The sequence below is a fragment of the Micromonospora costi genome (assembly GCF_003626655.1).
In the GTDB taxonomy this organism is placed as follows: Bacteria; Actinomycetota; Actinomycetes; order Mycobacteriales; family Micromonosporaceae; genus Micromonospora; species Micromonospora costi.
The window spans coordinates 2,175,422-2,198,927 of the sequence record NZ_RBAN01000001.1 but is presented as its reverse complement, the minus strand read 5'-3'; the positions used below and the strand labels follow the sequence as shown (position 1 = coordinate 2,198,927).

Sequence of the window (23,506 nt, the reverse complement as noted above, 5' to 3'; positions counted from 1 at the left end):
AGGACTACACTTATAAGAACTGTAGTCCTACAAATTGGGGTGCGTTGTGCGGCCCGACAAGCCAGCGGAGATCTTCGACCGCGACACCGAGTGGGCCGAGTTGACGCGGTTCGCCACCGACGAGCGCCCCGGCGCCACCCTGGGCGTGGTCAGCGGTCGCCGGAGACAGGGCAAGACACTCCTGCTCTACGAGCTGGCGCGGGCCACTGGTGGCTTCTACTTCGGGGCGACCGAGGCGACTCCGGCGGAGTCGCTGCGGCGGCTGGGCGATGCGCTCGGTGCGCACACCTCGGCCCCTGGCCCGGTGCATCTTGCCGACTGGCCCAAGGCCGTTGATGCCCTGCTGGCCCTGGGGCGCGAACGGCCGGTGACGGTCGTGCTCGACGAGTTCCCCTACCTGGCACGCGCCAGCCGGGACCTGCCGTCGATCATCCAGCACGCGTTGACCCCCGGCCGCCCGGAGCGCGCGAGCTCCCGCACCCGGCTTCTCCTCTGCGGATCAGCGCTCTCGTTCATGGGCGGACTGCTCGCCGGGTCGGCACCGTTGCGCGGCCGTGCCGGCCTGGAGCTTTCGGTTCCACCGCTCGACTACCGCACGGCGGCGGCATTCTGGGGCATCAGCGATCCGTTACTGGCCGCGAAGGTGTTCGCCATCGTCGGTGGCACGCCCGCGTACCGGCGAGAGTACGTCCAGGACGACGTCCCGGACGGCCCGTCGGACTTCGACGACTGGGTGGTACGGGCGGTGCTCAATCCCGCTCGGCCGCTCTTCCGCGAGGCGCGCTACCTGCTGGCCGAGGATCCGGACCTGCGGGACATCGCCCTCTACCATTCGGTGCTCGCCGCGGTCGCCGAAGGCAACGGCACCCGGGGCGGCATCGCCGGTTACATCGGCCGCAAAGCGACCGACCTGCAGCATCCCCTCGTCGTCCTGGAGGATGCCGGCCTGCTGGCCCGCGACCCGGACCCGCTGCGCAGCGGACGGAGTCGCTACCGCATCGCCGAGCCTTTGATCACCTTCTACCAGGCGGTCATGCGTCCGGCCTGGACGGCTCTCGAACAGCGGCGCGGCGCGGATGTGTGGCGGCGATCGCAGCGTCGCTACGCCAGTGCCGTGCTCGGACCGGGGTTCGAGGAGACCGTCCGGCAGTGGGCGTTGCGTTTTGCGCCCCTGGAGACGTTCGGTGGGATCGTGGCCGAGGCGAGCCCCGCCGTCCTCACCGATCCGGCGAGTCGCACCAGCCACGAGCTTGACCTGGTGGCGCTCGGGGAGCCGCCGCTCGGCGACGGTCCGCGCCCGCTGCTCGCCATCGGCGAGGTCAAGTGGGGGCGGACACTGGGCCAGCCCGACCTGGATCGGCTGGCACGCGCCCGCGATCTGCTCATCACCCGTCCCGGGGTCGACGCACGTGAAGTCCGGCTGTTGCTGGCCAGCGCGGCGGGCTTCACCGACGAACTGCGGCAACTCGCCAGCCACCGGTCGGATGTGATCCTTGCCGACCCGGACCGCCTCTACGCGGGCGAGTGACGACCGCGCGACGGGATCCATCGGCTGAGCAGTTCGTCGATCCGTAACGTGACCTGGTAGGCCACCTCCGGCACGTCGGCCAGTTCGAGGCGTTCCGCGCGCAGCGCGAGCTGGGCGTGCAGCTCCCGGGCGACCGCGTCGCGCAGCTCGGCCTGCAGCGGCGACAGGCCGTCCGGGTCTCCCACGACGTACGCGTCCGACATGCCTCCAGGTTCCGCCGCGGCCGGCGCGGCGCGCCAGGGCCGGTGACATTTCTCCGGCCGGGGCGCGATCCGGCGGCGACTCTCCCGGCCGGGCGCGATCCGCCGGCGAGGTCAGGCGCCGAACCAGCCGGGCACGTCGAGGCGGAACCAGTTCGCCGGGGTGACGGCCCGCAGGTCGTCCTCGATGGCGGCGACGCGTTCCGGCCCGAGCGTGGCCGCCCACCGGTCGCGGAGCTGGTCGAAGATGACCGCCGAGCGGCGCAGCCCGTCGTACCCGCGCTCGGTCATCCGCACCAGCTTGCGCCGGGCGTCGCGGGGGTCGTCGGCCCGTTCCAGGTAGCCGAGGGCCACCAGCCGGTCCACCGTCTTGCCGGCCGCCTGCTTCGAGACGCCCAGCCGTTGGCCCAGCTCGCTGGCGGTCGTGCCGTCGGGGCCGACGGCCTGGAGCACGAAGCCGTGCAGCGGCCGTAGGTCGGAGTGCCCCTGGCGGGCCAGCTCGGCGTGCAGGTCGTCGATGAGCGTACGGAAGCCGGCCAGCAGCAGCAGGGGCAGGAGGAAGCCGGGCCGGTCGGGGTCAGCCGTTGCCATCTTCGACAACCGCGTTTACTATTTCGTCAACCACGTTGACGATCGTACGCCAGCGTCGATGCCGAACCAGTCCCGGCGCACCCTCCGACCGAAAGGGCTTCTCCGTGCCCGTCTTCACACCCCACACCGCCGACACCGCCCCCGCCGCCGCCCGGCCCACCATCGAGGGGGTGCGCCGCACGCTCGGTCACCTGCCCGCCGCCGTCGGCCTCCTGGCCGAGTCCCCGGAGCTGCTCAAGGGGTTCCTCACCGTCAACGGCATCTTCGAGAACTGCGGGCTCGACCCGGTCGAGCGCGAGGTCGTCGTGCTGACCGTCGCCACCCGCAACGAGTGCCACCTCTGCGTCGCCATGCACACCGCGACCCTGACCCGGCGCGAGGCCGCCCCCGACCTGATCGCGGCGTTGCGTGCCGGCACGCCCCTGCCTGACGACCGGCTGGAGGCGCTGCGACGCTTCACGCTCGCCGTGCTCGACCGGCGGGGCGCCGTCCCGGACGACGACCTGGCCGCGTTCCTGGCCGCCGGCTACCAGCCCCGGCACGCCCTGGACGTGGTGCTCGGCGTCGGGACGTACACCATCTCCACCTTCGCCAACCGGCTCGTCGACGCGCCGCTCGACCCGCCGCTGGCGCCGTACGCCTGGGAGCCGGCGGGCCACGGCGTGTCGCGGGACTGACGCACGGTCGCCGTACCGCTACCGTCCGACCTGGGCCGGCCGCGACGGGCGGCCGGCGCGGGACGCGGAGGGCGGGCACGGATGACCTCACCGGTATCCACGGCGGAACTGATCCGGGACCAGCTCCGCCGGTCGCGGCTCGCGGCCGGGCTGAGCCAGGAGGAGTACGGCAAGCGGGCCCACTACTCGGCCTCGATGGTGTCGGCCGTGGAGCTGGGGCAGGTCGTGCCCAACCACGCCTACCTGAGCCGGGCCGACGAGGTGCTCGGCACCGGCGGCCTGCTGGTCTCGCTCCGCGAGCTGGGCCGGCGCGAGGGCGAGCCGGTCTGGTTCCGGCCGTGGCTGGAGGCGGAACGGGCGGCCACGCAACTGCGCTGTTTCGGCGCGACGATGATCCCCGGCCTGTTGCAGACCGCCGACTACGCCCGGGCGGTGTTCCGGCTCGACCTCGGGCTCACCGCCGAGCGCGTGGAGGAGCTGGTGTCCGCCCGGCTGGAACGGCAGGTGATCCTCGACCGGGAACACCCGCCGCAGCTCACCGCGGTCATCGACGAGTCCGCGCTGCACCGCTTCGCGGAGGGCTGCGCCGGGGTGATGGCCGGCCAGCTCCGCCACCTGGTGGCGTGCGCCCGGCGCCCGCACATCAGCGTGCACGTGCTGCCGCAGGGCGTCGGGCTGCACGCCGGTCTCTTCGGCCCGTTCATCCTCGGCCGCTCGGCCGACGGCAGCTGGGTCGGGTTCCTCGACAACCAGACCGGCGGCACCGCCGTGGACGACATCAACGAGGTGGCGACGCTGCTCGGAAGGTGGGAGAGTCTGCGCAGTGACGCGCTGCCCCGGCAGCAGTCGATCGGCCTGATCGAGGAGATCGTGAAGCCATGGATCTGACCGGCGCCCGCTGGCGCAAATCCACCCGCAGCGGCAACGACGCTGGTGCCTGCGTCGAGGTCGCCGACAACCTGCCCGGCCGGGTCCACGTCCGGGACTCGAAGGACCCGGCCGGCGGTGTCCTGACCTTCACCCCGCAGGCGTGGCGGGCCTTCGTCACGGCCACCGCCGGTCGCTGACCGCGCGCCCGCCCGGCCCGCCGGCAACGTCACACGCCCGGTAGCCGCCGTCAGCCGGCTTCGGCCGCGACCCGGTCCAGCCACTCGCCTACCAGCGCGTCGAACAGCCCGGGCTGCTCGATCTGGAGATTGTGGCCGGCCACGTCGAGCACCGCGAACGTCGCGCGCGGGTAGTGCGGCAGGAGCGCGAACTGGTCGAGGTAGCCGGTGGAGCTGTCCTGCCGGCCGGTGAGGATCAGGGTCGGCCGCGGGAACGGCGCGCCGTCCTCCGGGGCCTCGGTCAGCGTCCACCGCCGCCGGATGCGGGCCATCGCCTCCCGGTCCGCCACGTCGAGACCGGTCAAAATCTCCTCGCGGAACCGGCGCAGCGTCTCCGGGGTCTGCACGACGGCGATCTCGGCGAACTCGGCGGCGGTGCGGGCGTCGGTCGACGCGAGCAGCCCCGGATCAGGCCGCAGCACCTCCGGCGGCGGCACCCGCCGGTCCGCGTTCTCCACGGCCGTGCCGATGGGGCAGATCAGCGCCAGCCCGCGCACCTGCGTGGGCCGCGACCGGGCCAGAGCGCGCGCGAGGTAGCCGCCGTACGACTCGCCGACGAGCAGGAACGGCGCGTCGCCGAGGAGGTCGTCCACGAGATCCTGGACCGTGGCGAGCACGTCGTCCGAGCTGGCGATCTCCGGCGGGGCCGGCGACGCGCCCATGCCGGGCAGGTCCGGGTAGAGGCGGCGGTAGCCGGGGCGGCCGGCGAACACGGGTTCGAGGCACCCGAGCATGAGCCGGTGGTCCGGCGTCCAGCCGTGCAGCGCCAGCACGGGGAGGCCCTCGCCCCGCTCGACGACGTTCAACGACACCGACGTACGGCGGGGCATCCGGAATCTCCTTCGCTCGGGGTCTCCGCATGCTGCCCGCGAGCACCGACAGACCCGCCCCCATGGCGGGGACGTGTGGCGGAACGCACAGTGGCCGGCGACATCACCCGACCCGGCTGGGGCGGGCGGGGTGCGGGTGCGGGAGACTGGCGGGCATGGCGGCTCACGGCTTCCCGTACACCGATCTCAAGGACTTCCTCGCGGCGCTCGAGCGCGCGGGCGAACTGCGGCGGGTGACCGTGCCGGTCGACCCCACCCTGGAGATCAGCGAGGTCGTCTCCCGGACGGTCCGCGCGGACGGCCCCGCGCTGCTCTTCGAGCGCCCGACCCGGGGTGAGATGCCGGTCGCCATCAACCTCTTCGGCACCGAGAAGCGGATGGCCATGGCGCTCGGCGTCGAGTCGCTCGACGAGGTCGGCGCCCGCATCGGTGAGCTGATCAAGCCGGAGCTGCCGGTCGGCTGGTCCGGCATCCGCGAGGGGCTCGGCAAGGTCATGCAGCTCAAGTCACTGCCGCCGCGCAAGGTCAAGACCGCGCCCTGCCAGCAGGTGGTCTACCGCGGCGACGACGTCGACCTGAACCGGCTGCCCGGCCTCCAGGTCTGGCCCGGCGACGGTGGGATCTTCCACAACTTCGGGCTGACCCACACCAAGCACCCGGAGACCGGCAAGCGCAACCTCGGCCTCTACCGGCTCCAGCAGCACTCGCACAACACCCTCGGCATGCACTGGCAGATCCACAAGGACTCCACGGCCCACCACGCCGTGGCCGAGCGGCTCGGCCAGCGGCTACCGGTCGCCGTGGCCATCGGCTGCGACCCGGTCGTGTCGTACGCGGCCTCCGCGCCGCTGCCCAGCGACATCGACGAGTACCTGTTCGCGGGGTTCCTACGCGGCGAGCGCGTCGAGATGGTCGACTGCCTCACCGTGCCGTTGCAGGTGCCGGCGCACGCCCAAGTGGTGCTGGAGGGCTACCTGGAGCCGGGCGAGCGCATGCCGGAGGGGCCGTTCGGCGACCACACCGGCTTCTACACCCCGGTCGAGCCGTTCCCGGTGCTGCACGTCGAGACGATGACCATGCAGCGCGAGCCGGTGTACCACTCGATCGTCACCTCCAAGCCCCCGCAGGAGGACCACGGCCTCGGCAAGGCCACCGAGCGGATCTTCCAGCCGCTGCTCAAGCTGCTCATCCCCGACATCGTCGACTACGACCTGCCCGCCGCCGGTGTCTTCCACAACTGCGCCATCGTGTCGATCCGCAAGCGCTACCCGAAGCACGCCCAGAAGGTGATGAACGCGATCTGGGGCGCGCACCTCATGTCGCTCACCAAGCTCATCGTGATCGTCGACGAGGACTGCGACGTGCACGACTACAACGAGGTGGCCTTCCGGGCCTTCGGCAACGTCGACTACGCCCGGGACCTGCTCCTCACCGAGGGGCCGGTGGACCACCTCGACCACTCGTCGTACCAGCAGTTCTGGGGCGGCAAGGCGGGCATCGACGCGACCCGCAAGCTGCCCGAGGAGGGCTACACCCGGGGCTGGCCGGAGGAGATGCGGATGTCGCCCGAGGTGGTCTCGCTGGTCGACAAACGCTGGAAGGAGTACGGGATCTGATGGCGGTTCTCGACGCGCCGGCGGAACGCCCGGGCCGGGTGAAGTCGTTCCTCCGGCTGGTCACCATCGAACACTCGGTGTTCGCGCTGCCCTTCGCGTACCTCTCGGCGCTCACCGCGATGCAGGTGAACGGCGGCCACGTGCGCTGGCTCGACCTGCTGCTGATCACGATCGCGATGGTCGGGGCGCGGACGTTCGCGATGGCCGCCAACCGGATCCTCGACCGGCGGATCGACGCGCGGAACCCGCGTACGGCCCGGCGTGAGCTGGTCACCGGGGCGGTCAGCGTGCGGACGGCCTGGACCGGCGCGGTGGTCGCGGTGGTGGTCTTCCTGGCCGCCGCCGCGCTGCTCAACCCGCTCTGCCTGGCGCTCGCACCGCTCGCCGTGGTGCCGCTGGTCGTCTACCCCTACGGCAAGCGGTTCACCAACTGGCCGCACGCCATCCTGGGGATCGCCCAGGCGGTCGGGCCGGTCGGCGCGTGGCTCGCGGTCACCGGCACCTTCGCCGGATCCGGTCCGGCCTGGCTGCTCGGCGCGGCCGTCGGCCTCTGGATCGGCGGCTTCGACCTGATCTACGCCTGCCAGGACATCGAGATCGACCGGCAGATCGGGGTGCACAGCGTCCCGGCCCGGTACGGCGCACGCTTCGCGCTGCACGCCTCGACCGTGGCGCACGTGGTGACGTTCGGTCTCTTCCTGTGGTTCGGCGCGTTGGTCGGCTTCGGTTGGCTGTGGTGGATCGGCCTCGTGCTGACCGCGGTCGCCTTCGCGTACCAGCACGTGGTGGTGAGCCCGACCGACCTCAGCAAGGTCAACCGGGCGTTCTTCACCGCCAACGGGTTCGTCGGCATCGCGCTGTTCGCGTTCGCGCTGCTCGACCTGGTGATCCGGCTCGGCCTGAGGGCCTGACCGGGAGGCTGCACGCATGCGCGAACCGTGGGTGGTCGGGGTCTCCGGCGCGTCCGGCACGCCGTACGCGGCCGCCGTCGTACGGGGACTGCTCGACGCCGGTGAGCCGGTGGACCTCGTGGTCTCCCGGGCCGCCCGGCTCACCCTGCTCGACGAGACCGGCCGCCCGTTCCGGGACGCGCACTGGGCGGAGGACCTCGCCGGATGGCTCGGCCGTGACCTGGCCGGCGCCGACGTCCGGCACTGGCCGGCCGGTGACCTGGCGGCCGGGCCGAGCAGCGGTTCGTACCGGGCCCGCGGGATGGCCGTCGTGCCCGCGAGCACGGCGGCCTGCGCCGGCATCGCGATCGGCCTCTCCAAGGACCTGCTGCAACGGGCCGCCGAGGTCAACCTCAAGGAGCGGCGACCGGTGGTGGTGGTCCCCCGGGAGACCCCGGTGACCCGTAGCCACCTGGAGCACCTCATCGCGTTGCACGACGCCGGTGCGGTCGTCCTGCCGGCCAGTCCCGGCTTCTACGGCGCGGGAGCGTCGGCCACCGCGCAGCAGCTGGTCGACTTCGTGGCGGGCAAGGTGCTGGACGCTCTCGGTGTGCCGCACACCCTGTTCCGGCGCTGGTCGGGCGAACTCGGCACCGGCCGGGCCTGACGGTCGTGGTCCCGGGACGCGGACCGGACGGCTCCGCCCGGCCCGCGCTGGCGACGTTCAGTACATGCCGGCGTTGGCCGGACCGGGGCCGGTCGAGGCGGCCGGACCGGCGTTTCGTGACCTTCCCATGTCGTCGGTCTCGTCCAGCATGCCCTCCCCCTCAAGCAGGGCTCGCACCTCGGATTCCCGAAACCGGCGATGCCCTCCTGGAGTCCGGATGCTGCCGATCCGACCCGCCGCCGCCCATCTCGTCACAGTCTTCGGGTCAACCCGAAACAGCGCGGCGACCTCACCCGGTGTCAGCAGGCGATCTCCAGTGTCCACAGCCCCCTCCTCGCGTCGACGAAGCCCCCGGCTGAACACACTGCCCCCGGCCGGTGCGAGCCCAGAGCCGTCATGAGGGACGTATGGCAATTACAGCACCAGCGACCTGGCCTGTCCGCCAAACGCGAAAAACGCACTGAGTGGGAAGTTAGTCAATGGTACCGGCGTCGCACTCCCTTGACTCTCCGTACGCGAACTGTCACCTGCTGTCATGTGCAACGGATGCCGGAGTCCGGGCGTTACGCCCAAGGGGCTAGGGTCTACTTTCCGTGGACGCCATCGACCTGAGCCTCGTGGAGCTGCTGCGCAGCAACGCCCGCCTCTCCTACGCCGAACTCGCCCGGCAGGTGGGCCTCTCCGCCCCCGCCGTGCACGAGCGGGTCGGGAAGCTGGAGGCCGGCGGTGTGCTGCGGGGCTACCGGGCCGACGTGGCGCCGGAGGCGGTCGGGCTGGGCGTGACCGCCCTGATCGGCATCGTCGAGGACTCCGGCGCCGACACCGACGACGTCCTGGCCGCGTTCCGGGCCATGCCCGAGATCGAGTCGTGCTACTTCATGGCCGGGGTCGAGTCGTTCCTGCTCAAGGCCCGGGTCGGCACGATCGCGGAACTGGAGCAGCTCATCGTACGGCTGAACCGGACGCCCGGCGTGGCGTCCACGCGTACCGGGATCGCGCTCTCCACGAAGTGGGAGAACCGGCCGCAGCCGCTGCCGACGCCGCAGGTCTGACCGGGTCCGCCGCGCCCGGCCGGCCTGGCGTGGCCGGCGTGGGCGCTTGATCGACACCACATCGGCGATGTGGCGGTGTCCACCGCCGCGGGACCCCGCCACATCGGCGAAACGGAGTCGATCACGGCCGCCCGACCTCGCCGTCCGCCCGACCTCGCTGGCGCCGGCCGGCTCTGGCGTGGCCGGCGCCAGCGGCGGTACCTTGCGCCGGTGATCTCACCAGCGCCCGGCGCGGCCGTGGTGACCGGTGCTGCCGGCGGGCTGGGCCGCGCCATCGCCGCGGCGCTGCACGCCGACGGCTGGCCGGTCCTGCTCACCGACCTCGACGCGGCCGGGGTGGCCGCCGCGGCCGCCCCGCTGGGCGGCTGGTCCCGCCCGCTGGACGTGCGCGACGAGGCGGGCTGCGCCGCCGTGGCGGCGGAGGCCGCGGAGCGGTCCGGGGGCCTCGGTCTCTGGGTGAACAACGCCGGGATCCTGGTCACCGGCCCGGCCTGGGAGCAGGACGCGCCGACCCGGCGCCGGATGTTCGACGTCAACGCGTACGGCGCCATGAACGGCACCCTCGCCGCGCTCGCCGTGATGCGGGCCCAGGGGCGCGGGCACGTCCTCAACGTGGTGTCGCTCGCCGGGCTGGTGGCCCCGCCCGGCGAGACGGTCTACGCGGCCAGCAAGCACGCCCTGCTCGCGTTCAGCCTCGGCACCCTCGCCGACCTGCGCATGGCCGGGCACCGCGACGTCCACGTCTCGTGCCTCTGCCCCGACGGCATCTGGACGCCCATGCTGCACGACCGGCTGGACGACCCGGGCGCGCTGGCCTCGTTCACGGGCGCGATGCTCGCCCCGGAGCGGGTGGCGGCCCGGGCGGTCCGGCTGGCCCGACGGCCCCGCCCGGTGGTGACCCTGCCACGATGGCGGGGTGTCCAGGTGCGGCTGCTGGACGCGGCACCCCGGCTCGCCCTGGGGCTGACCCCCGTCGTACGGGCCGTGGGCCGGGCCGGCCAGCGCCGGCAGCGCCGCCGCGCGGGGGCGGACGGACCGTGACCTGGCCTGCTACGTTTCCGGCGTGACCCACCTCGACCGGGGCGACGAGGCCAGCCGCACGTGGGTGACCGAGGCGATCGCGGCCGTGGAGGCCGACGCGAACCGCTCGGCCGACACCCACCTGCTGCCGTTCCCGCTGCCCGTGGAGTGGGGGATCGACCTCTACCTGAAGGACGAGTCGGTGCACCCGACCGGTTCGCTGAAGCACCGGCTCGCCCGCTCGCTGTTCCTCTACGGGCTCTGCAACGGCTGGATCGGGCCCCGGACCACGATCGTCGAGGCGTCCTCGGGGTCGACGGCGGTCTCCGAGGCGTACTTCGCGCGGATGTTGCGGCTGCCGTTCATCGCGGTGATGCCGGCCTCGACCTCGGCCGAGAAGATCGTCCAGATCGAGTTCCAGGGCGGGCGCTGCCACCTCGTCGACGACCCGGCGCGGGTGTGCGCCGAGGCCCAGCGGCTCGCGGCCGACCTCGGCGGGCACTTCATGGACCAGTTCACCTACGCCGAGCGGGCCACCGACTGGCGGGGCAACAACAACATCGCCGAGTCGATCTACTCCCAGCTCGCCCGGGAACGGCACGCCGTCCCCGCCTGGATCGTCGTGGGCGCGGGCACCGGCGGCACGGGCGCGACCGTCGGCCGCTACGCCCGCTACCGCCGGCTGCCCACGAAGCTGTGCGTGGTCGACCCGGACAACTCGGCGTTCTACCCCGCCTGGGTGGCCGCCGACTGGTCGATCCGCACGGGCAAGGGCTCCCGGATCGAGGGGATCGGCCGGCCGGCCGTGGAGCCGTCCTTCCTGCCCTCGGTCGTCGACCGGATGGTGCAGGTGCCGGACGCCGCCTCGCTGGCCGCCATGCGGGCCGGCTCGGCGCTGCTCGGCCGCCGGCTGGGCGGCTCGACCGGCACCAACCTGTGGGGCGCCTTCGGGCTCATCGCCGAGATGATCGCCGAGGGCCGGACGGGCTCGGTGGTCACCCTCATCTGCGACGCCGGCGATCGGTACGCCGACACGTACTACGCCGACGACTGGGTGGCCGCGCAGGGTTTGAACCTCACCCCGCACCTGGCCACCATCGACCGGTTCCTCAGCAGCGGCGCCTGGCCGGCCTGAGCAGCGCGGCCGGCCACCCGGGCTCAGCCCGCGTCGCCACGCTCGGCCACCCCGGGATAGCGCAGCACGTACCCCTCGGCGTCCAGGTCGATGTCCGCCGTGAACGTGCCGCTGCTGAACCGGATGCGGCCCGGCCCCAGCGACGTGTAGACCTGCTCGGCGGGCACCACCGCGAGGCTGGGCACCAGCACCCAGGCCACCGTGATCCGGTAGGCGGTGTCGGCCGGCCGGCCCGTCAGCCCGAGCCGGCGCACCGGCAGCGCGTTGAACAGCGGCGAGCCGCCCAGGTCGACGTCGAGCGCGTCGCCGAGCCGGTCCGGGTCGTCGGTGCCGGGCAACCCTGCCGGCCGGTGCCCGGCCGCGGCCAGCGCCGCATCCAGGTCACCCTGCTCGGCGGTGGTCACCCGCCACCGGTCGGCCGCCCGTTCCAGGCGTACGCTGCGCAGCCACCCCGCCCCCTCCACCTCGACCTCGACACGGCTGGTCGTCCAGTCCGGTGCGGTGGTCACCTGGTAGCGGCCGGTCCACGGGATCGGGTCGACGGCGAGCATCGTGCCCCGGGCCGCGAGCCCCTGACCGTCGTCGAGAAGGGCGTGCTCGGCGCCCGCGGTGTCGGTCCGGCTCCAGAACAGCGACTTCGGCATGCTCGGCATGAGCCGGACGTTACGCGACCGGATCGACGACGGCAGCGCATGCGGAAACGCCGCCGCGGAGCGCGGGCTCCGCGGCGGCGTCGGTCACGTCGATGACCAGGGCGTCAGTGCGTACGCGCGGGCGACCGCCCGCCGAAGCCCCGGCGCTCGTCGCGGGGCCGGTCCTCGCGCCCCCGACCCTCGGGGCGGAAGCCGCCCCGACGCTCACCGCGGCCGTCACCGCCGTGGTCGGTGAACCGCCGCTCGCCGGCCGGCCGGTCACCGTAGCGGCGCTCGTCGCGGGGCTGGTCGCCGTAGCGGCGGTCGCCCGCCGGCCGGTCGCCGTAGCGGCGGTCGCCCGCCGGCCGGTCGCCGTAGCGGCGGTCGCCCGCCGGCCGGTCGCCGAAGCGGCGCTCGTCGCGCGGCCCGTCACCGTGGCGGCGGTCGTCGTGCGGCCGGTCCCCGTGGCGGCGGTCGTCGCGGCCACCGAAGCGGCGCTCGCCGGGGCCCCGGTCGCCGTGGCGCTCGCCCGTCGGCCGGTCGCCGTAGCGGCGCGGGCCGCCGGGCCGGTCGCCGGAACGGCGCGGTGCCGGCGGCTCGTCCCGGACCGGCACGCCGCTCGGCTCGCGGGCACCGGTCAGTTCGGCCAGTGCCGAATCACCGACCCGGACCCGGGTCTCCGCCGGCTCGACACCGGCCTTCTCCAGCATGGCGAGCGTGGTTCGGCGCTGCTTGGGCAGCACCAGCGTGGCGACCGCCCCGGACTCGCCGGCCCGCGCGGTGCGGCCGGCACGGTGCAGGTAGTCCTTGGGGTCCTTCGGCGGGTCGACGTGCAGCACCAGCGACACACCGTCCACGTGGATGCCACGGGCGGCCACGTCGGTGGCGACCAGCACGTTCGTCCGTCCCTCGCGGAACTCGGCGAGCGTGCGGGTACGCATCCGCTGGGTCTTGCCGCCGTGCAGGCCACCCGCCCGTACGCCCACCGCGGCCAGCTGGTTGACCAGCCGGTCCACGCCGAGCTGCGTACGGGCGAAGACCATCGTGCGGCCGTCCCGGGCGGCGATCGACGCCACCACGGAGAACTTGTCGCGCGGCGGGATGAGCAGCACGTGGTGGTCCATGGTGGACACGGCGGCGGTCGGCGGGGCGGTGGAGTGCGTGACCGGGTCGGTCATGAACCGCTTCACCAGGGCATCGACGTCACCGTCCAGGGTGGCCGAGAAGAGCAGCCGCTGCCCACCCGCGGGGGTCTTCGCGAGCAGCTCCGTGACCTCGGGCAGGAAGCCCATGTCGGCCATCTGGTCGGCCTCGTCGAGCACCGTGACCTCGACGTCGTCGAGGTTGCACACGCCCCGGTCGATGAGGTCGCCGAGCCGCCCCGGGGTGGCCACGACGATCTCCACGCCACGGCGCAGCGCGTCGATCTGCCGGTCGTACGGCACCCCGCCCACGGCGGTCTTGAGGAAGACGCCGACCGCCTTGCCCAGCGGCAGCAGGGCGTCGTTGACCTGCATGGCCAGCTCGCGGGTCGGCACCAGGACGAGGGCACGCGGGTGCAGCGGGCGGGCCCGCTCGCCGGCGGCGACCCGGGCGAGCAGCGGCAGCCCGAAGGCAAGGGTCTTGCCGGAGCCGGTCTGGCCCCGGCCGAGCACGTCCCGGCCGGCGAGCGCGTCCGGCACGGTCGCGCGCTGGATCTCGAACGGCGCGGTGATGCCCTGCCGGGCGAGCGCGCGGACCAGCGGCTGGGGCAGGCCGAGCGCGGCGAAGTCCGGCGTGTCGAGGGCCGGGGTGGCGTCGCCGGCCGGGCTGGCGTCGACGGCAGCGGTGGCGTCGGCGGTGGTGGTGTCGCTGGCCGGGGTGGCGTCGCCGGCGGTGGTGCTGGTGTCCGTGGTGGCGTGGTCGCCGGCGGCGGTGGCGGCCGGGTCCTGGGCCGGGGCGTGGTGCTCCGGGGCGTGGTGCTCCGGCGCGTGGTGCTCCGGGTCGAAGGCGGACGGGAACGTGCTGGGGTCAGCAGAGATGGTCAAGAAGTGCCTTTCAAGCGGGGCGCATCTTCGCGATGGCCCGCCGCGGCACGCTGCCGCGGGAATCGCCCGCAAGACCGCCCATGAGCGCGCGGGAGGCGCGCCAGGTCAAATGATCGTTACCAGTGTACGGCGGTTGCCGCGAGCCGCCATCCGGCCGCGAACCGTAGTGGGCCGACTCACCCCCACCCCGGGCCTCCCCACCGCCCCCACCCCCACCCTCGTCCGGTGATCTGCCCTCGACCGGTGATCAAGAGGTTTGCGTCGGTTTCGGCGCGGAATCTGACGCAAACCTCTTGATCAACTCGGTGACCGGTGCGGGGGCGGCGGGCGGAGGGGGCCGGGGGGTTAGGTGCTCAGGACGTTGTTGATCAGGCCGCTCACCGCGTCGCCGGCGAGCAGGACGAGCAGCACGCTGATCAGCACGAGCAGGCCCAGGGCGGCGGCCAGCACGATCACCACCCGGGCCGTGCGGGAGCGCTCGGCGGCCGGCGTCTCGGCCCAGCCCTGGGCGAGGATGTGACCGGTCAGCGAGCCGGAGGTCTCCACCGCGCTCGGCAGCGCCACGGTCGTGAAGCCCGCACCCTCGCCGCCGCCGTAGACCGTCCCGGCCAGGTCGGGGCCGCCGTCGTACCGGCCCGCGCGCCCTCCGGCCGGCGTCCCGCCGGTCGCCGGCGACGACGCGCTGGACGGCCCACCCGACCAAAAAGCGGCCAGGGTGCCGCCGGAACCCGGCTCGGCGGGACCCACGGGAGCCCAGCCGGGCACGGTCGGCTCCGGCGCCGCCGACAGCGGCCGGGCGGCCTGTCCAGGGGGTGCGGACACCGGTACGGCGGCGCGTCCGGGCGGGGCCGACACGGGTGCCGCGCTGCGGGCGGCCGGTGCGGGTGAGGTGGCCGGCGGCGGTGGGAACGGCGGTGCCGGCATCGGACCGGGCGGAGGCGGTGGCGGGGGCACGGGTGGGCCCGGCGGCGGTACCGGCGGCCCCGGCAGGGGCGGCACCGGCCCCGGAGGCGGCGCCGGACGTGGCCCCGGCGGGTACGGACCGGGGGCCGGCGGCGTCGGCTCCGGCGACGGGGGAGCGGGTGAGGGCGGGGTGGGCCCGGGCACCGGTGTCGGGGCCGGCTCCGGCTCCGGTTCCGGTACGGGTGGCTTCGGCGGTTTCGGCGGCTGCGCCGGCTCCGGGGGCTGTGCCGGCTCGGGAGGCTCCGGGTTGACCGGCCCGGAGCGGTACACCGCCGGGGAACGGGTGCCGCCGGTCGCCCTCGCCTCGCCGGCCGTGACGGGGCTCGTTCCGGGTACGACGGCGCTCGCGCGGGCCCCGGCGGCCGCGGCCTCGCCGGCCGTGACCGGGCTGGCCCCGGGTACGACGGCGCTGGCGCGGGCCGGCGTTCCGGATCCGTCCCGTTGGGTCGGCAGGCCCGCCGCGGCGGTCGCCGAGACCACGGCCCGGTAGCTGGGACTGGCCCCAGCCGACGGCGTCGCGGCGGCGGGGGCGGCGACGCTGGCGCGGGCTCGGACCGGGCTCGCGGGAGTCGCGGTCCCGCCGCCGGTCGACCCCGGCGTCGACCCGCCTCCGTCGCCCGCGCCACCGTCGGCAGCGCCGTCAGTCGCGGTCGCCGGACCGGCGGTCGCGGCCCCGGCCGTGGACGTCGGCGCCTCGGCGGGGTCGGCCGGCGTACCGGCCCGGGACCCCGCGGCCCCGGCCGGGCCCGCGAGGCTGTCGACCGAGGTGCCGGCCGCGGATTCCGGGGCGTCGGTCGCGCCGTCGGTCGACGTCCTGGCGGCGGATTCCGGGGTGTCGGTGGCGTCGCTCGCGCCCGCGAGGCTGTCGGCCGAGGTGCCGGCTGCGGATTCCGGGGCGCTGGTGGCGTGGTCGTCGCCGGTCGTGGCCAGCCCGTCCTGCCTACGGTCGGCGGCGGCCACGGCGGTGGGTGGGGCGTCGGTCGGGTCCACGGACGTGGTGCCGGGGTCGCTCGTTTCCGCCGGAACCTTCTGCTCGGCCATGTCCGCCCTCCGCACCACGCTCACACCCCTACCCGGCCGCGGACCGGGCGTGCCTGGGTGTCACGGTGCCACATTCCGGCCCGGACGCACAGCCGAGTGCCGGCTTGCGGGTCAGTTACCGGCGCTCGCGGACGCCGAGCCATCCGCCGACGCGCTCTCGCTCGTCTCCGCGCTGCCCGTGGTCGAGGGGGACGTCGTGGGCGACGTGTCCGGGGTGCTGGTCGGCGGGTTGGTGGTCGGCGGCGTCGTCGTCGGCGGCGGCGTGGTCGGCGGGTTGGTGGTCGGCGGCGTCGTCGTGGGCGGGGTCGTGGTCGGCGGCGGCGTCGTCGGCGGCTTGGTGGTCGGTGGCGGCGTCGTCGGCGGCTTCGTGGTGGGCGGCGTCGTCGGCGGCTTGGTGGTCGGCGGCGTCGTCGGAGTGGGCGAGCCGGTGGGCTTCGGGGTGGGGCTGGGCGTGGTCGACGGGCCCGGCACCGCCCCGATGACGCGGGTGGCGGCGTAGAGCCGGGACCACGACACCGTCGAGATCTTCACGACGTCGCCGGTGGTCGGGGCGTGCACCATCTTGCCGTTGCCGATGTACATGCCGACGTGGTGGATCGACGTCCAGCTGCTGCCCGAGGCGAAGAAGAGCAGGTCGCCGGGGAGGAGGGCGGTGCGGTCCACGGTGCGGCTGCGCGTCGCGTAGTACTGGTCGCGGGAGACCCGCGGCAGGTCGAAGTAGTCGGCGCCCTTGGAGCGGTAGGCCGCCCACATGAGACCGGAGCAGTCGAACCGGTTGGGCCCCTCGGCGGCCCACAGGTACGGGTCGCCCAGCTGGTCGAGGGCGTAGCGGACGGCGGCAAGCGCGCGCGGGTGGGCCGAGAGCCCGTTGGCGCTCTGCCCCTGCACGTAGCCGGCGCCGATCCGCTGTTCGGCGGCCTCCTGCTGGCGCTCGATCTCGACGAGCTGCGCCGCGTTGTCCTTGCGCAGCTTGAGAAGCTTCGCCTCCTCGGCGTGCAGCGCCTTCTCGCCCGCGTCGAACTGCTCCCGTGCGGTGCGCAGGGCGGTCTCGGCGTCCGCGTACGCCTGGTAGGCGTTCTGCTCGGCGGTCCGCGCCCGGGACAGCTCGCCGGCCGCGGCGGTGGTGAACCCCTCGATCTTCTCGCCGCGGGTGATCCGCTGGAGCCGGCTCAGCCCCTGGATGTCGTCGGCGAGCGCGCCCGGCGGCAGCGCCGCGGCGGCCTTGATCTCGTCGGCGGCGGCCTGGTCGGCTTGCTCCTGTGCGCGGACCAGAGTGTCGCGTGCGAGCCGCAGACCCTGGTCGGCCGCGGTGAGCTGGGCCTCGGCGTCGGTGCGTTTCTGTCTGAGTTGGAGCAACGTGTCGCCGAGCAGACCGACCTGGGCTTCCGCGGCGTAGATCTGGCTGGCCAGCGGCCCGGTGCCGAGGTTGCCGACCGGGACGCCCGGGGTCGGCGTGACGCCGGTGGCCGGCGCGCCCGGCAGCGTGAGCGAGCCCGTGACGGTGGGCCGGGAACCGGTGTCCGGCACGGCGGCCGGCGGCGCGGGGTCGGCGTAGACCGGGGTGGCCAGCACCGCGGCCGCGATCGCGCCGAGCAGGGCGGCCCAGAGCTTCGGACGCAGGACCGGCGAGACCACCGGGCTCCGTCGTCGATGCCGTCGCCCGCGCCCGCTGTAGACCATTCCGCTCCCCGCCCCGGCAGACAGTCGCCGCGCCCGGTGGGACGCGGCCCGTGGGACGCTACCAGTGTGTCGCGCGCCCCATCCTGTCTTACCTCAGCCGGGGCAACATTGTCGATGCGTGGCCGGGTAACGGCTGGCTGAGAATGTGGTGAACCGGGTCGCGCCCGGCGACCGTGCCGCCGGTCCCGCCGGCCTCCCGACGTACGCTCGACCGGGACCGCAGGTGGAAGGGACGTGCCATGGACGCCGGACTCAAGCGTGAGCTCGAAGCGAAGGTGTACGCCGGTGAGCGGCTGACCCGGGAGGACGGGATCGCGCTCTACGAGAGCGACGACCTGGCCTGGCTGGGGCGGCTCGCGCACCACCGGCGCACCGAGCTCAACGGCGACCGCGTGATGTTCAACGTCAACCGGCACCTGAACCTGACCAACGTGTGCTCCGCGTCCTGCGCGTACTGCTCGTTCCAGCGCAAGCCGGGCGAGAAGGACGCCTACACGATGCGGATCGACGAGGCGGTGCGCAAGGCCAAGGAGATGGAGGACGAGCAGCTCACCGAGCTGCACATCGTCAACGGCCTGCACCCCACCCTGCCCTGGCGTTACTACCCCAAGGTGCTGCGCGAGCTGAAGGCGGCGCTGCCGAACGTCAAGCTCAAGTGCTTCACGGCGACCGAGGTGCAGTGGTTCGAGAAGATCAGCGGCCTGTCCGCCGACGAGATCCTCGACGAGCTGATGGACGCGGGCCTCGAGTCGCTGACCGGCGGCGGCGCGGAGATCTTCGACTGGGAGGTCCGCCAGCACATCGTCGACCACGACTGCCACTGGGAGGACTGGTCGCGGATCCACGCGCTGGCGCACCGCAAGGGCATGAAGACGCCGGCCACGATGCTGTACGGCCACATCGAGGAGCCGCGGCACCGCGTCGACCACGTGCTGCGGCTGCGGGAGCTCCAGGACGAGACCGGGGGCTTCGCGGTGTTCATCCCGCTGCGCTACCAGCACGACTTCGTCGACTCCGCGGACGGCAAGATCCGCAACCGGATCCAGGCCCGGACGACGATGGCCTCGCCGGCCGAGTCGCTGAAGACCTTCGCGGTGTCCCGGCTGCTCTTCGACAACGTGCCGCACGTGAAGTGCTTCTGGGTGATGCACGGCCTCTCGGTCGCCCAGCTCTCGCTGAACTTCGGTGCGGACGACCTGGACGGCTCGGTCGTCGAATACAAGATCACGCACGACGCGGACGCGTACGGCACGCCGAGCACCATGCACCGCGAGGATCTGCTCGACCTCATCTGGGACGCCGGTTTCCGCCCCGTCGAGCGGGACACCCGGTACAACGTGGTGCGCGAGTACGACGCCCCGCCGACGCTGGCGCAGCGGCGGGCCGAGCCGCAGCAGGTCTGGGCCTGACCCCCGCGGGGGTGGGCACGGGCCGCCGGGTCCGGGCCGCCGGGTCCGGGCCGGCCGGTCCTGCGTGCGGGAGGTGACGGGCGCCTCGCGTACCCTGTTGGGCGATGACTGAGCAGCAGAGCGGCTTTCCCCGGCGCGACGCCGAGGGGCGGGTGCTCACCCTGGGCGACCTGCTCGGGGTGAGTCTCGCCGGCTGGCTGATCGGCGTGCTCGCCCTCCTGCTGTTCGACTGGGCGTTCGCGTCGTTCGGTGCGGGTGACTTCGGGCGGGCCAACGGCTGGCTCGCGGTGATCCTCCCGGCCTGGCTGTTCTGGGAGGACTTCCGCGCCTGGGAGTTCGGCGCGGCCCGGGTGGTGGCGGCGGTGGGCGCCCTCGCGGTCGCCGTGGTCACCGGGCTGCTGGTGGCCGGCCTGGCCGCGGGGTTGCCGTCGCTGCTGACGGGCGCGCTGGCGGCGGCCACCTTCACCGTCGTGTACGCGGTGGTGTGGTTTCCCGGTGTGCGCTGGCTGGCCCGCCGGACGGGCTGAGATGCCCACCGGAGGGGCCGGACGGCCCGCCGGGCGGGCTGAGGGGCGCGCCGGGCTTACCGGTGGCGCGGGAACGGAGTGGTGCGGGTGAGCGCGGCGGTCAAGTACACGCTGGGCCGGATCGGGCTGTTCGTCGTCGTGCTGGCGGCCCTCTGGCTGATCGACATGAACGTGTTCCTGAAGCTGATGCTGGCGCTGGTGTTCTCGGCCGCGCTCTCGTTCTTCCTGCTGAAGGGCTGGCGGGACGAGATGGCCGAGGAGATGGCCGGCGCCGCGCAGCGCCGGCGCGACGAGAAGGAGCGTCTCCGCTCTGCGCTGGCCGGCGAGGACCAGACCGAGCGGTCGGAAACGCCTCGGGACTCCGACCCGTCACGCTGACGCCTGTCGACGAGCACGCCCCGGCCGTCCGAGGGACGGCCGGGGCGTGGGTCGTTCAGCTCACCAGTTGGTTGAGCCGGGCACCTGCGGCCACGGCTTGTTGACCGGCTTGATCAGGTACGCGATGCCGCCGGAGCCGCCGGACACCCCGCCGCTGGCGTTGATCCGCTTGGTCCGCAGCCAGATCTGCTCGAACTGCTCCCGCTGGTAGACGTTGCGCACCACGTCGTTGCTCGACGAGGCCGGGTCGTTGACGATCACGTCACCGTCGGCCGTGAAGCCGACCACCACGAACAGGTGCCCCGAGGTGCCGTAGTTCGCCCCGTCCAGTTCGCTGGCGAGGAAGGACTGGCTGGTCACCACCGGGATGCCGGCGGCGATGAAGCGCTCCAGCTCGTCCAGGGAGTGCAGCCGGGTCACCCGGCCCTCCAGGCCGGGGAAGCTGGCGGCGTACGCGGTGTTGAAGGGCCAGTTGCCGGCGCCGTCGTACGCGTAGTCATAGGTCATCCGGGCCGCGTGGTTGACGGTCGGGTCCGGGTAGGTCGGGTCCACCCACGCCGTGTCGGCCGCCGACGGCCCCCGACCCCAGTACTCGACGACCATCTCGGTCGACGTGGGGGAGCACCAGGCCTCGCCACCGCCGTCGTACTCCGGGTAGTGCCCGGCGTGCACGTTCTGCGAGTAGCGCGGCACCGGCAGCTCGACGCCCCAGGCGATGTGCCCGGCGCTCGGCGTCACGGTGAACCGGTCGGGCACGTTCGAGCTCATGGCGCCGAGCGTGTGCACCACGGGCGCGGCGGTCTGCCCGGGCGCGCGGTAGAGGGTGAGCCGGAGCTGGTACGACCGCAGCAGCACCCCGGCGGCCGGGTCGTCGATGCTGAACGTGTCGGTCAGGATGGTCGACCACGGGTCGCCCTGCCGGTTGACGCTGGTCCGCTTGATGTCCTCGTCACCCGAGGCCCAGCGGCCCATCACGTACCACTTGGTCTTTTCGCCGGTGTTGTAGCTGCCCTGGAGCTCGACCTGGATCCAGGTGCCCGCCGGGGTCTCGGCGTTCCACGACGCGACCAGCTCCGTCGCGTCGAAACCGACCGCGGTGACCGGCGAGGTCCAGGTGGCGCGCTCCCAGGTGCGGGTGACCCCGGTGTGCGGGTCGGTGTAGTCGATGGTGCCGGTGGGGCGGGCCAGGGTGATGCCGGGGCGGGCGCCGGGGACCGCGCGGGTGCCGTCGTGGCTGCCGCGGCGCCAGTCCGGGTACCGGGACCAGTCGTGGAAGGTGATCTGCTCGTCGTGGGTGATCGGCAGGACGGCGGCCGCGCGATCGACCGCGGCCGGCGCGGCCGCGTTCGCGGGTAGCGCGGTGCTGAGGAGGGTGAGCGCGGTGACGCCGGCGAGGGCGACCACGCTCAGGCGGGATCTGGCCATGGGTGCTCCGCGGGTGTGGAGAGGTAGGGCGGTTGCCGGTCAGTCTCCCGCTCGGAGAGAAGTTTCGCCATATCTAGATGGATGGAAAATCCTTGCCGGGATGATGATCCGCTTGGCATGGAATAGGCAACGATCCATATTGATATGACCATGTGACGGGTGGTGAAGTGTCCTCCACCGAGCGGGATCTCCCGCCCTCCGAGGAGGTTGTCCATGGCCTTCCGCACACCCGTCCGTCTCCGTCGTGCCCTGGCGCTCGCCGTCGCCGCTGGGCTGGGACTCGTCACCGTCGCCACCGGGCCGGTCTCCGCACGGCCGGCCCCGGAACCCGGCGGCTCCGCCGCCGCCGAGTACCGGGTCCTCGGCCCCCGCGCCCTCGCCGACCGCAACGCGGTGGCCCGCACCGGCGCGGCCATCGACTACAGCGAGCACGGCGTGCTGCACGTCTCGGCCACGTCGGCCGAGGCCGCGGCGATCGCCCGGCTCGGCTTCCGGCTGGAGCGGGTCGCCGCCCCACCGGCCGCACCGGAGGGCGCCGGGGACGTGGGCACCCTCGCCTTCCCGCCCGCCGACTCGAACTACCACGACTACGCCGAGCTGACGGCGGTGGTGAACCAGGTCGTGGCCGACCACCCGTCGATCGCCCGCAAGCTGAGCATCGGCAGCTCCTACGAGGGCCGGGACCTGATGGCGGTGAAGATCTCCGACAACGTGGGCACCGACGAGAACGAGCCGGAGATCCTCTTCAACGCCCAGCAGCACGCCCGTGAGCACCTCACCGTGGAGATGGCGATCTACCTGCTGAACCTCTTCACCGACGGCTACGGCAGCGACTCGCGGATCACCAACATCGTCAACGGCCGGGAGATCTGGATCGTGCCGACGGTGAACCCCGACGGCAGCGAGTACGACATCGCCACCGGGTCGTACCGGTCCTGGCGGAAGAACCGGCAGCCGAACAGCGGCTCGTCGTACGTCGGCACCGACCTCAACCGGAACTGGGGCTACCAGTGGGGCTGCTGCGGCGGCTCGTCGGGCTCCACGTCGTCGGAGACCTACCGCGGCCCGTCGGCGTTCTCGGCCCCCGAGACGCAGGCGCTGCGCAACTTCGTGAACAGCCGGGTGGTCGGCGGCGTCCAGCAGATCAAGGCCAACATCGACTTCCACACGTACTCGCAGCTCGTGCTCTGGCCCTTCGGCTACACGACCGCCAACACGCCGACCGGGATGAGCGCGGACCAGTACAACACGTTCGCCACCATCGGCCAGCAGATGGCGGCCACCAACGGCTACACGCCGGAGCAGTCCAGCGACCTCTACATCGCCGACGGCACCAGCATCGACTGGATGTGGGCGGCGCACGGCATCTGGGCGTACACCTTCGAGATGTACCCGGGCTCGGCCAGCGGCGGCGGCTTCTACCCGCCCGACGAGGTGATCCCGGCGCAGACCTCCCGCAACCGGGAGGCGGTGCTGATGCTCAGCGAGTACGCCGACTGCCCGTACCGGGCCATCGGCAAGCAGGCGCAGTACTGCGGCGGTGGCGGCGGCACCACGGTGTGGTCGGACACCTTCGAGACGGCCACCGGGTGGACGGTCAACCCGGCCGGCACCGACACGGCGACCCTCGGGGTGTGGGAGCGGGGCGCCGCGCAGGCGACCACGTCCAGCGGGGCGAAGCAGCTCACCCCGTACGCCGGGAGCAACGACCTGGTCACCGGCCGGCTGGCCGGTACCGCGGCGGGTGACTACGACCTCGACGGCGGCGTCACCACCGCCCAGTCGCCCGCGGTGACGCTGCCCGCCAGCGGCACGCTCACGCTCTCGCTCGCCTGGTACCTGGCCCACGGCTCGAACGCGTCGTCGGCCGACTACTTCCGGGTGAGCGTGGTGCACAGCGGCGGCACCACCACCCTGCTCAACCAGGCCGGCGCGGCGACCAACCGCAACGGCGCCTGGACGGTCTCGAACCTCAACCTCACCCCGTACGCGGGCCAGTCGATCCGGATCCTGGTGCAGGCGGCGGACGCCTCGGGCGCGAGCCTCGTCGAGGCGGCTGTGGACAACGTCACCATCACGTCCTCCTGAGCCGGTGGGGCCCCGCACGCCCCC

General features: G+C 73.5%; 24 protein-coding genes. 15 read left to right on the top strand and 9 right to left on the bottom strand.

The window, feature by feature from the left end; all coding sequences use genetic code 11:
- The first annotated feature begins 46 nt into the window (after positions 1-46).
- A complete protein-coding gene (locus D7193_RS10030) occupies positions 47-1,528 on the top strand; it encodes an AAA family ATPase (protein WP_120778992.1) in 1,482 nt (493 codons plus the stop codon).
- Here D7193_RS10030 and D7193_RS10025 read toward each other — a convergent pair.
- Both D7193_RS10025 and D7193_RS10020 read right to left on the bottom strand, forming a co-directional pair.
- The gene (locus tag D7193_RS10025) at positions 1,513-1,731 is read right to left on the bottom strand and encodes a hypothetical protein (protein WP_120778991.1); all 219 of its coding nucleotides are present in this window, start codon (positions 1,729-1,731) and stop codon (positions 1,513-1,515) included. The two genes, D7193_RS10030 and D7193_RS10025, sit on opposite strands and share 16 nt — an antisense overlap.
- A gap of 111 nt (positions 1,732-1,842) precedes the next feature.
- Positions 1,843-2,319 (bottom strand): MarR family winged helix-turn-helix transcriptional regulator, encoded by a 477-nt coding sequence (locus tag D7193_RS10020; RefSeq protein ID WP_120778990.1) that lies wholly within the window; start codon positions 2,317-2,319, stop codon positions 1,843-1,845.
- A gap of 104 nt (positions 2,320-2,423) precedes the next feature.
- On the opposite strand from D7193_RS10020, the gene D7193_RS10015 reads away from it, so the two are divergent.
- The 3 genes from D7193_RS10015 to D7193_RS10005 all read left to right on the top strand — a co-directional run bounded on the left by D7193_RS10015 (position 2,424) and on the right by D7193_RS10005 (position 4,063).
- The gene (locus D7193_RS10015; RefSeq protein WP_120778989.1) at positions 2,424-2,996 is read left to right on the top strand and encodes a carboxymuconolactone decarboxylase family protein; all 573 of its coding nucleotides are present in this window, start codon (positions 2,424-2,426) and stop codon (positions 2,994-2,996) included.
- Between the two features lie 81 nt (positions 2,997-3,077).
- A complete protein-coding gene (locus D7193_RS10010; RefSeq protein WP_120778988.1) occupies positions 3,078-3,884 on the top strand; it encodes a helix-turn-helix domain-containing protein in 807 nt (268 codons plus the stop codon).
- Positions 3,875-4,063, top strand: coding sequence for a DUF397 domain-containing protein (locus D7193_RS10005; protein ID WP_120778987.1), 189 nt, complete (start codon positions 3,875-3,877; stop codon positions 4,061-4,063). Before D7193_RS10010 ends, D7193_RS10005 begins: the two co-directional genes overlap by 10 nt.
- 50 nt (positions 4,064-4,113) lie before the next feature.
- Here the strand turns inward: D7193_RS10005 and D7193_RS10000 are convergent, their stop codons facing one another.
- Entirely contained in the window at positions 4,114-4,932 is an 819-nt protein-coding gene (locus D7193_RS10000) for an alpha/beta fold hydrolase (protein ID WP_120778986.1), read from the bottom strand.
- 155 nt (positions 4,933-5,087) lie between these two features.
- Here D7193_RS10000 and D7193_RS09995 point away from each other — a divergent pair, with 155 nt between their 5' ends.
- Genes D7193_RS09995 through D7193_RS09985 form a run of 3 tightly spaced genes read left to right on the top strand, consistent with a single transcriptional unit; the run spans position 5,088 to position 8,105 of the window.
- On the top strand, positions 5,088-6,548 hold the full coding sequence (locus D7193_RS09995; protein WP_120778985.1) for a menaquinone biosynthesis decarboxylase: 1,461 nt from the start codon (positions 5,088-5,090) through the stop codon (positions 6,546-6,548).
- Positions 6,548-7,459, top strand: a complete 912-nt coding sequence (gene mqnP / locus D7193_RS09990; RefSeq protein ID WP_120778984.1) for a menaquinone biosynthesis prenyltransferase MqnP — start codon at positions 6,548-6,550, stop codon at positions 7,457-7,459. Before D7193_RS09995 ends, mqnP begins: the two co-directional genes overlap by 1 nt.
- Positions 7,460-7,475: 16 nt before the next feature.
- Positions 7,476-8,105 (top strand): UbiX family flavin prenyltransferase, encoded by a 630-nt coding sequence (locus tag D7193_RS09985; RefSeq protein ID WP_120778983.1) that lies wholly within the window; start codon positions 7,476-7,478, stop codon positions 8,103-8,105.
- Positions 8,106-8,162: 57 nt separating this feature from the next.
- Here the strand turns inward: D7193_RS09985 and D7193_RS09980 are convergent, their stop codons facing one another.
- Positions 8,163-8,429 carry a BldC family transcriptional regulator gene (locus D7193_RS09980; RefSeq protein WP_120778982.1) on the bottom strand — a complete coding sequence of 89 codons (267 nt, stop codon included), beginning with the start codon at positions 8,427-8,429 and terminating at the stop codon, positions 8,163-8,165.
- A 269-nt stretch (positions 8,430-8,698) separates the two neighbouring features.
- On the opposite strand from D7193_RS09980, the gene D7193_RS09975 reads away from it, so the two are divergent.
- The 3 genes from D7193_RS09975 (at position 8,699) to cds1 (ending at position 11,312) form a co-directional block, all read left to right on the top strand.
- Positions 8,699-9,157: an Lrp/AsnC family transcriptional regulator gene (locus D7193_RS09975; protein WP_120778981.1), complete on the top strand. Its 459-nt coding sequence runs from the start codon at positions 8,699-8,701 to the stop codon at positions 9,155-9,157.
- Positions 9,158-9,367: 210 nt separating this feature from the next.
- The gene (locus D7193_RS09970; protein ID WP_120779381.1) at positions 9,368-10,198 is read left to right on the top strand and encodes an SDR family oxidoreductase; all 831 of its coding nucleotides are present in this window, start codon (positions 9,368-9,370) and stop codon (positions 10,196-10,198) included.
- Between the two features lie 22 nt (positions 10,199-10,220).
- On the top strand, positions 10,221-11,312 hold the full coding sequence (gene cds1 / locus D7193_RS09965) for an L-cysteine desulfhydrase Cds1 (RefSeq protein WP_120778980.1): 1,092 nt from the start codon (positions 10,221-10,223) through the stop codon (positions 11,310-11,312).
- A gap of 23 nt (positions 11,313-11,335) precedes the next feature.
- Here cds1 and D7193_RS09960 read toward each other — a convergent pair whose 3' ends face one another.
- The 3 genes from D7193_RS09960 to D7193_RS09950 all read right to left on the bottom strand — a co-directional run bounded on the left by D7193_RS09960 (position 11,336) and on the right by D7193_RS09950 (position 14,736).
- Positions 11,336-11,956: a putative glycolipid-binding domain-containing protein gene (locus D7193_RS09960; protein ID WP_120779380.1), complete on the bottom strand. Its 621-nt coding sequence runs from the start codon at positions 11,954-11,956 to the stop codon at positions 11,336-11,338.
- 113 nt (positions 11,957-12,069) lie between these two features.
- The gene (locus tag D7193_RS09955) at positions 12,070-13,971 is read right to left on the bottom strand and encodes a DEAD/DEAH box helicase (RefSeq protein WP_241562867.1); all 1,902 of its coding nucleotides are present in this window, start codon (positions 13,969-13,971) and stop codon (positions 12,070-12,072) included.
- 345 nt (positions 13,972-14,316) lie between these two features.
- The gene (locus tag D7193_RS09950) at positions 14,317-14,736 is read right to left on the bottom strand and encodes a hypothetical protein (protein ID WP_147434352.1); all 420 of its coding nucleotides are present in this window, start codon (positions 14,734-14,736) and stop codon (positions 14,317-14,319) included.
- A 445-nt stretch (positions 14,737-15,181) separates the two neighbouring features.
- Between D7193_RS09950 and D7193_RS33390 the strand changes: the two genes are divergently transcribed.
- Positions 15,182-15,424 carry a hypothetical protein gene (locus tag D7193_RS33390; RefSeq protein ID WP_158674787.1) on the top strand — a complete coding sequence of 81 codons (243 nt, stop codon included), beginning with the start codon at positions 15,182-15,184 and terminating at the stop codon, positions 15,422-15,424.
- A gap of 662 nt (positions 15,425-16,086) precedes the next feature.
- Here D7193_RS33390 and D7193_RS09940 read toward each other — a convergent pair.
- On the bottom strand, positions 16,087-17,655 hold the full coding sequence (locus D7193_RS09940) for a C40 family peptidase (RefSeq protein ID WP_120778976.1): 1,569 nt from the start codon (positions 17,653-17,655) through the stop codon (positions 16,087-16,089).
- Positions 17,656-17,894: 239 nt separating this feature from the next.
- Here D7193_RS09940 and mqnE point away from each other — a divergent pair, with 239 nt between their 5' ends.
- The 3 genes from mqnE to D7193_RS09925 all read left to right on the top strand — a co-directional run bounded on the left by mqnE (position 17,895) and on the right by D7193_RS09925 (position 19,969).
- A complete protein-coding gene (mqnE, locus tag D7193_RS09935; protein WP_120778975.1) occupies positions 17,895-19,064 on the top strand; it encodes an aminofutalosine synthase MqnE in 1,170 nt (389 codons plus the stop codon).
- 104 nt (positions 19,065-19,168) lie between these two features.
- Positions 19,169-19,591 (top strand): hypothetical protein, encoded by a 423-nt coding sequence (locus D7193_RS09930; RefSeq protein WP_120778974.1) that lies wholly within the window; start codon positions 19,169-19,171, stop codon positions 19,589-19,591.
- Between the two features lie 87 nt (positions 19,592-19,678).
- On the top strand, positions 19,679-19,969 hold the full coding sequence (locus tag D7193_RS09925) for a DUF4229 domain-containing protein (protein ID WP_120779379.1): 291 nt from the start codon (positions 19,679-19,681) through the stop codon (positions 19,967-19,969).
- A gap of 60 nt (positions 19,970-20,029) precedes the next feature.
- On the opposite strand, the gene D7193_RS09920 is transcribed toward D7193_RS09925, so the two are convergent.
- Positions 20,030-21,394, bottom strand: a complete 1,365-nt coding sequence (locus D7193_RS09920) for a C39 family peptidase (protein ID WP_120778973.1) — start codon at positions 21,392-21,394, stop codon at positions 20,030-20,032.
- Positions 21,395-21,607: 213 nt separating this feature from the next.
- On the opposite strand from D7193_RS09920, the gene D7193_RS09915 reads away from it, so the two are divergent.
- Entirely contained in the window at positions 21,608-23,482 is a 1,875-nt protein-coding gene (locus tag D7193_RS09915; RefSeq protein ID WP_120778972.1) for a M14 family metallopeptidase, read from the top strand.
- Positions 23,483-23,506 lie beyond the last annotated feature (24 nt).

What these genes read in the sequence shown, in the direction of transcription:
- D7193_RS10025 (WP_120778991.1), bottom strand. Translation starts at nt 1,731, where the DNA reads ATGTCGGACGCGTACGTCGTGGGAGACCCGGACGGCCTGTCGCCGCTG.
- D7193_RS10020 (WP_120778990.1), bottom strand. Translation starts at nt 2,319, where the DNA reads ATGGCAACGGCTGACCCCGACCGGCCCGGCTTCCTCCTGCCCCTGCTG.
- D7193_RS10010 (WP_120778988.1), top strand. Translation starts at nt 3,078, where the DNA reads ATGACCTCACCGGTATCCACGGCGGAACTGATCCGGGACCAGCTCCGC.
- D7193_RS10005 (WP_120778987.1), top strand. Translation starts at nt 3,875, where the DNA reads ATGGATCTGACCGGCGCCCGCTGGCGCAAATCCACCCGCAGCGGCAAC.
- D7193_RS10000 (WP_120778986.1), bottom strand. Translation starts at nt 4,932, where the DNA reads ATGCCCCGCCGTACGTCGGTGTCGTTGAACGTCGTCGAGCGGGGCGAG.
- D7193_RS09995 (WP_120778985.1), top strand. Translation starts at nt 5,088, where the DNA reads ATGGCGGCTCACGGCTTCCCGTACACCGATCTCAAGGACTTCCTCGCG.
- mqnP (WP_120778984.1), top strand. Translation starts at nt 6,548, where the DNA reads ATGGCGGTTCTCGACGCGCCGGCGGAACGCCCGGGCCGGGTGAAGTCG.
- D7193_RS09985 (WP_120778983.1), top strand. Translation starts at nt 7,476, where the DNA reads ATGCGCGAACCGTGGGTGGTCGGGGTCTCCGGCGCGTCCGGCACGCCG.
- D7193_RS09960 (WP_120779380.1), bottom strand. Translation starts at nt 11,956, where the DNA reads ATGCCGAAGTCGCTGTTCTGGAGCCGGACCGACACCGCGGGCGCCGAG.
- D7193_RS09940 (WP_120778976.1), bottom strand. Translation starts at nt 17,655, where the DNA reads ATGGTCTACAGCGGGCGCGGGCGACGGCATCGACGACGGAGCCCGGTG.
- mqnE (WP_120778975.1), top strand. Translation starts at nt 17,895, where the DNA reads ATGGACGCCGGACTCAAGCGTGAGCTCGAAGCGAAGGTGTACGCCGGT.
- D7193_RS09930 (WP_120778974.1), top strand. Translation starts at nt 19,169, where the DNA reads ATGACTGAGCAGCAGAGCGGCTTTCCCCGGCGCGACGCCGAGGGGCGG.
- D7193_RS09920 (WP_120778973.1), bottom strand. Translation starts at nt 21,394, where the DNA reads ATGGCCAGATCCCGCCTGAGCGTGGTCGCCCTCGCCGGCGTCACCGCG.
- D7193_RS09915 (WP_120778972.1), top strand. Translation starts at nt 21,608, where the DNA reads ATGGCCTTCCGCACACCCGTCCGTCTCCGTCGTGCCCTGGCGCTCGCC.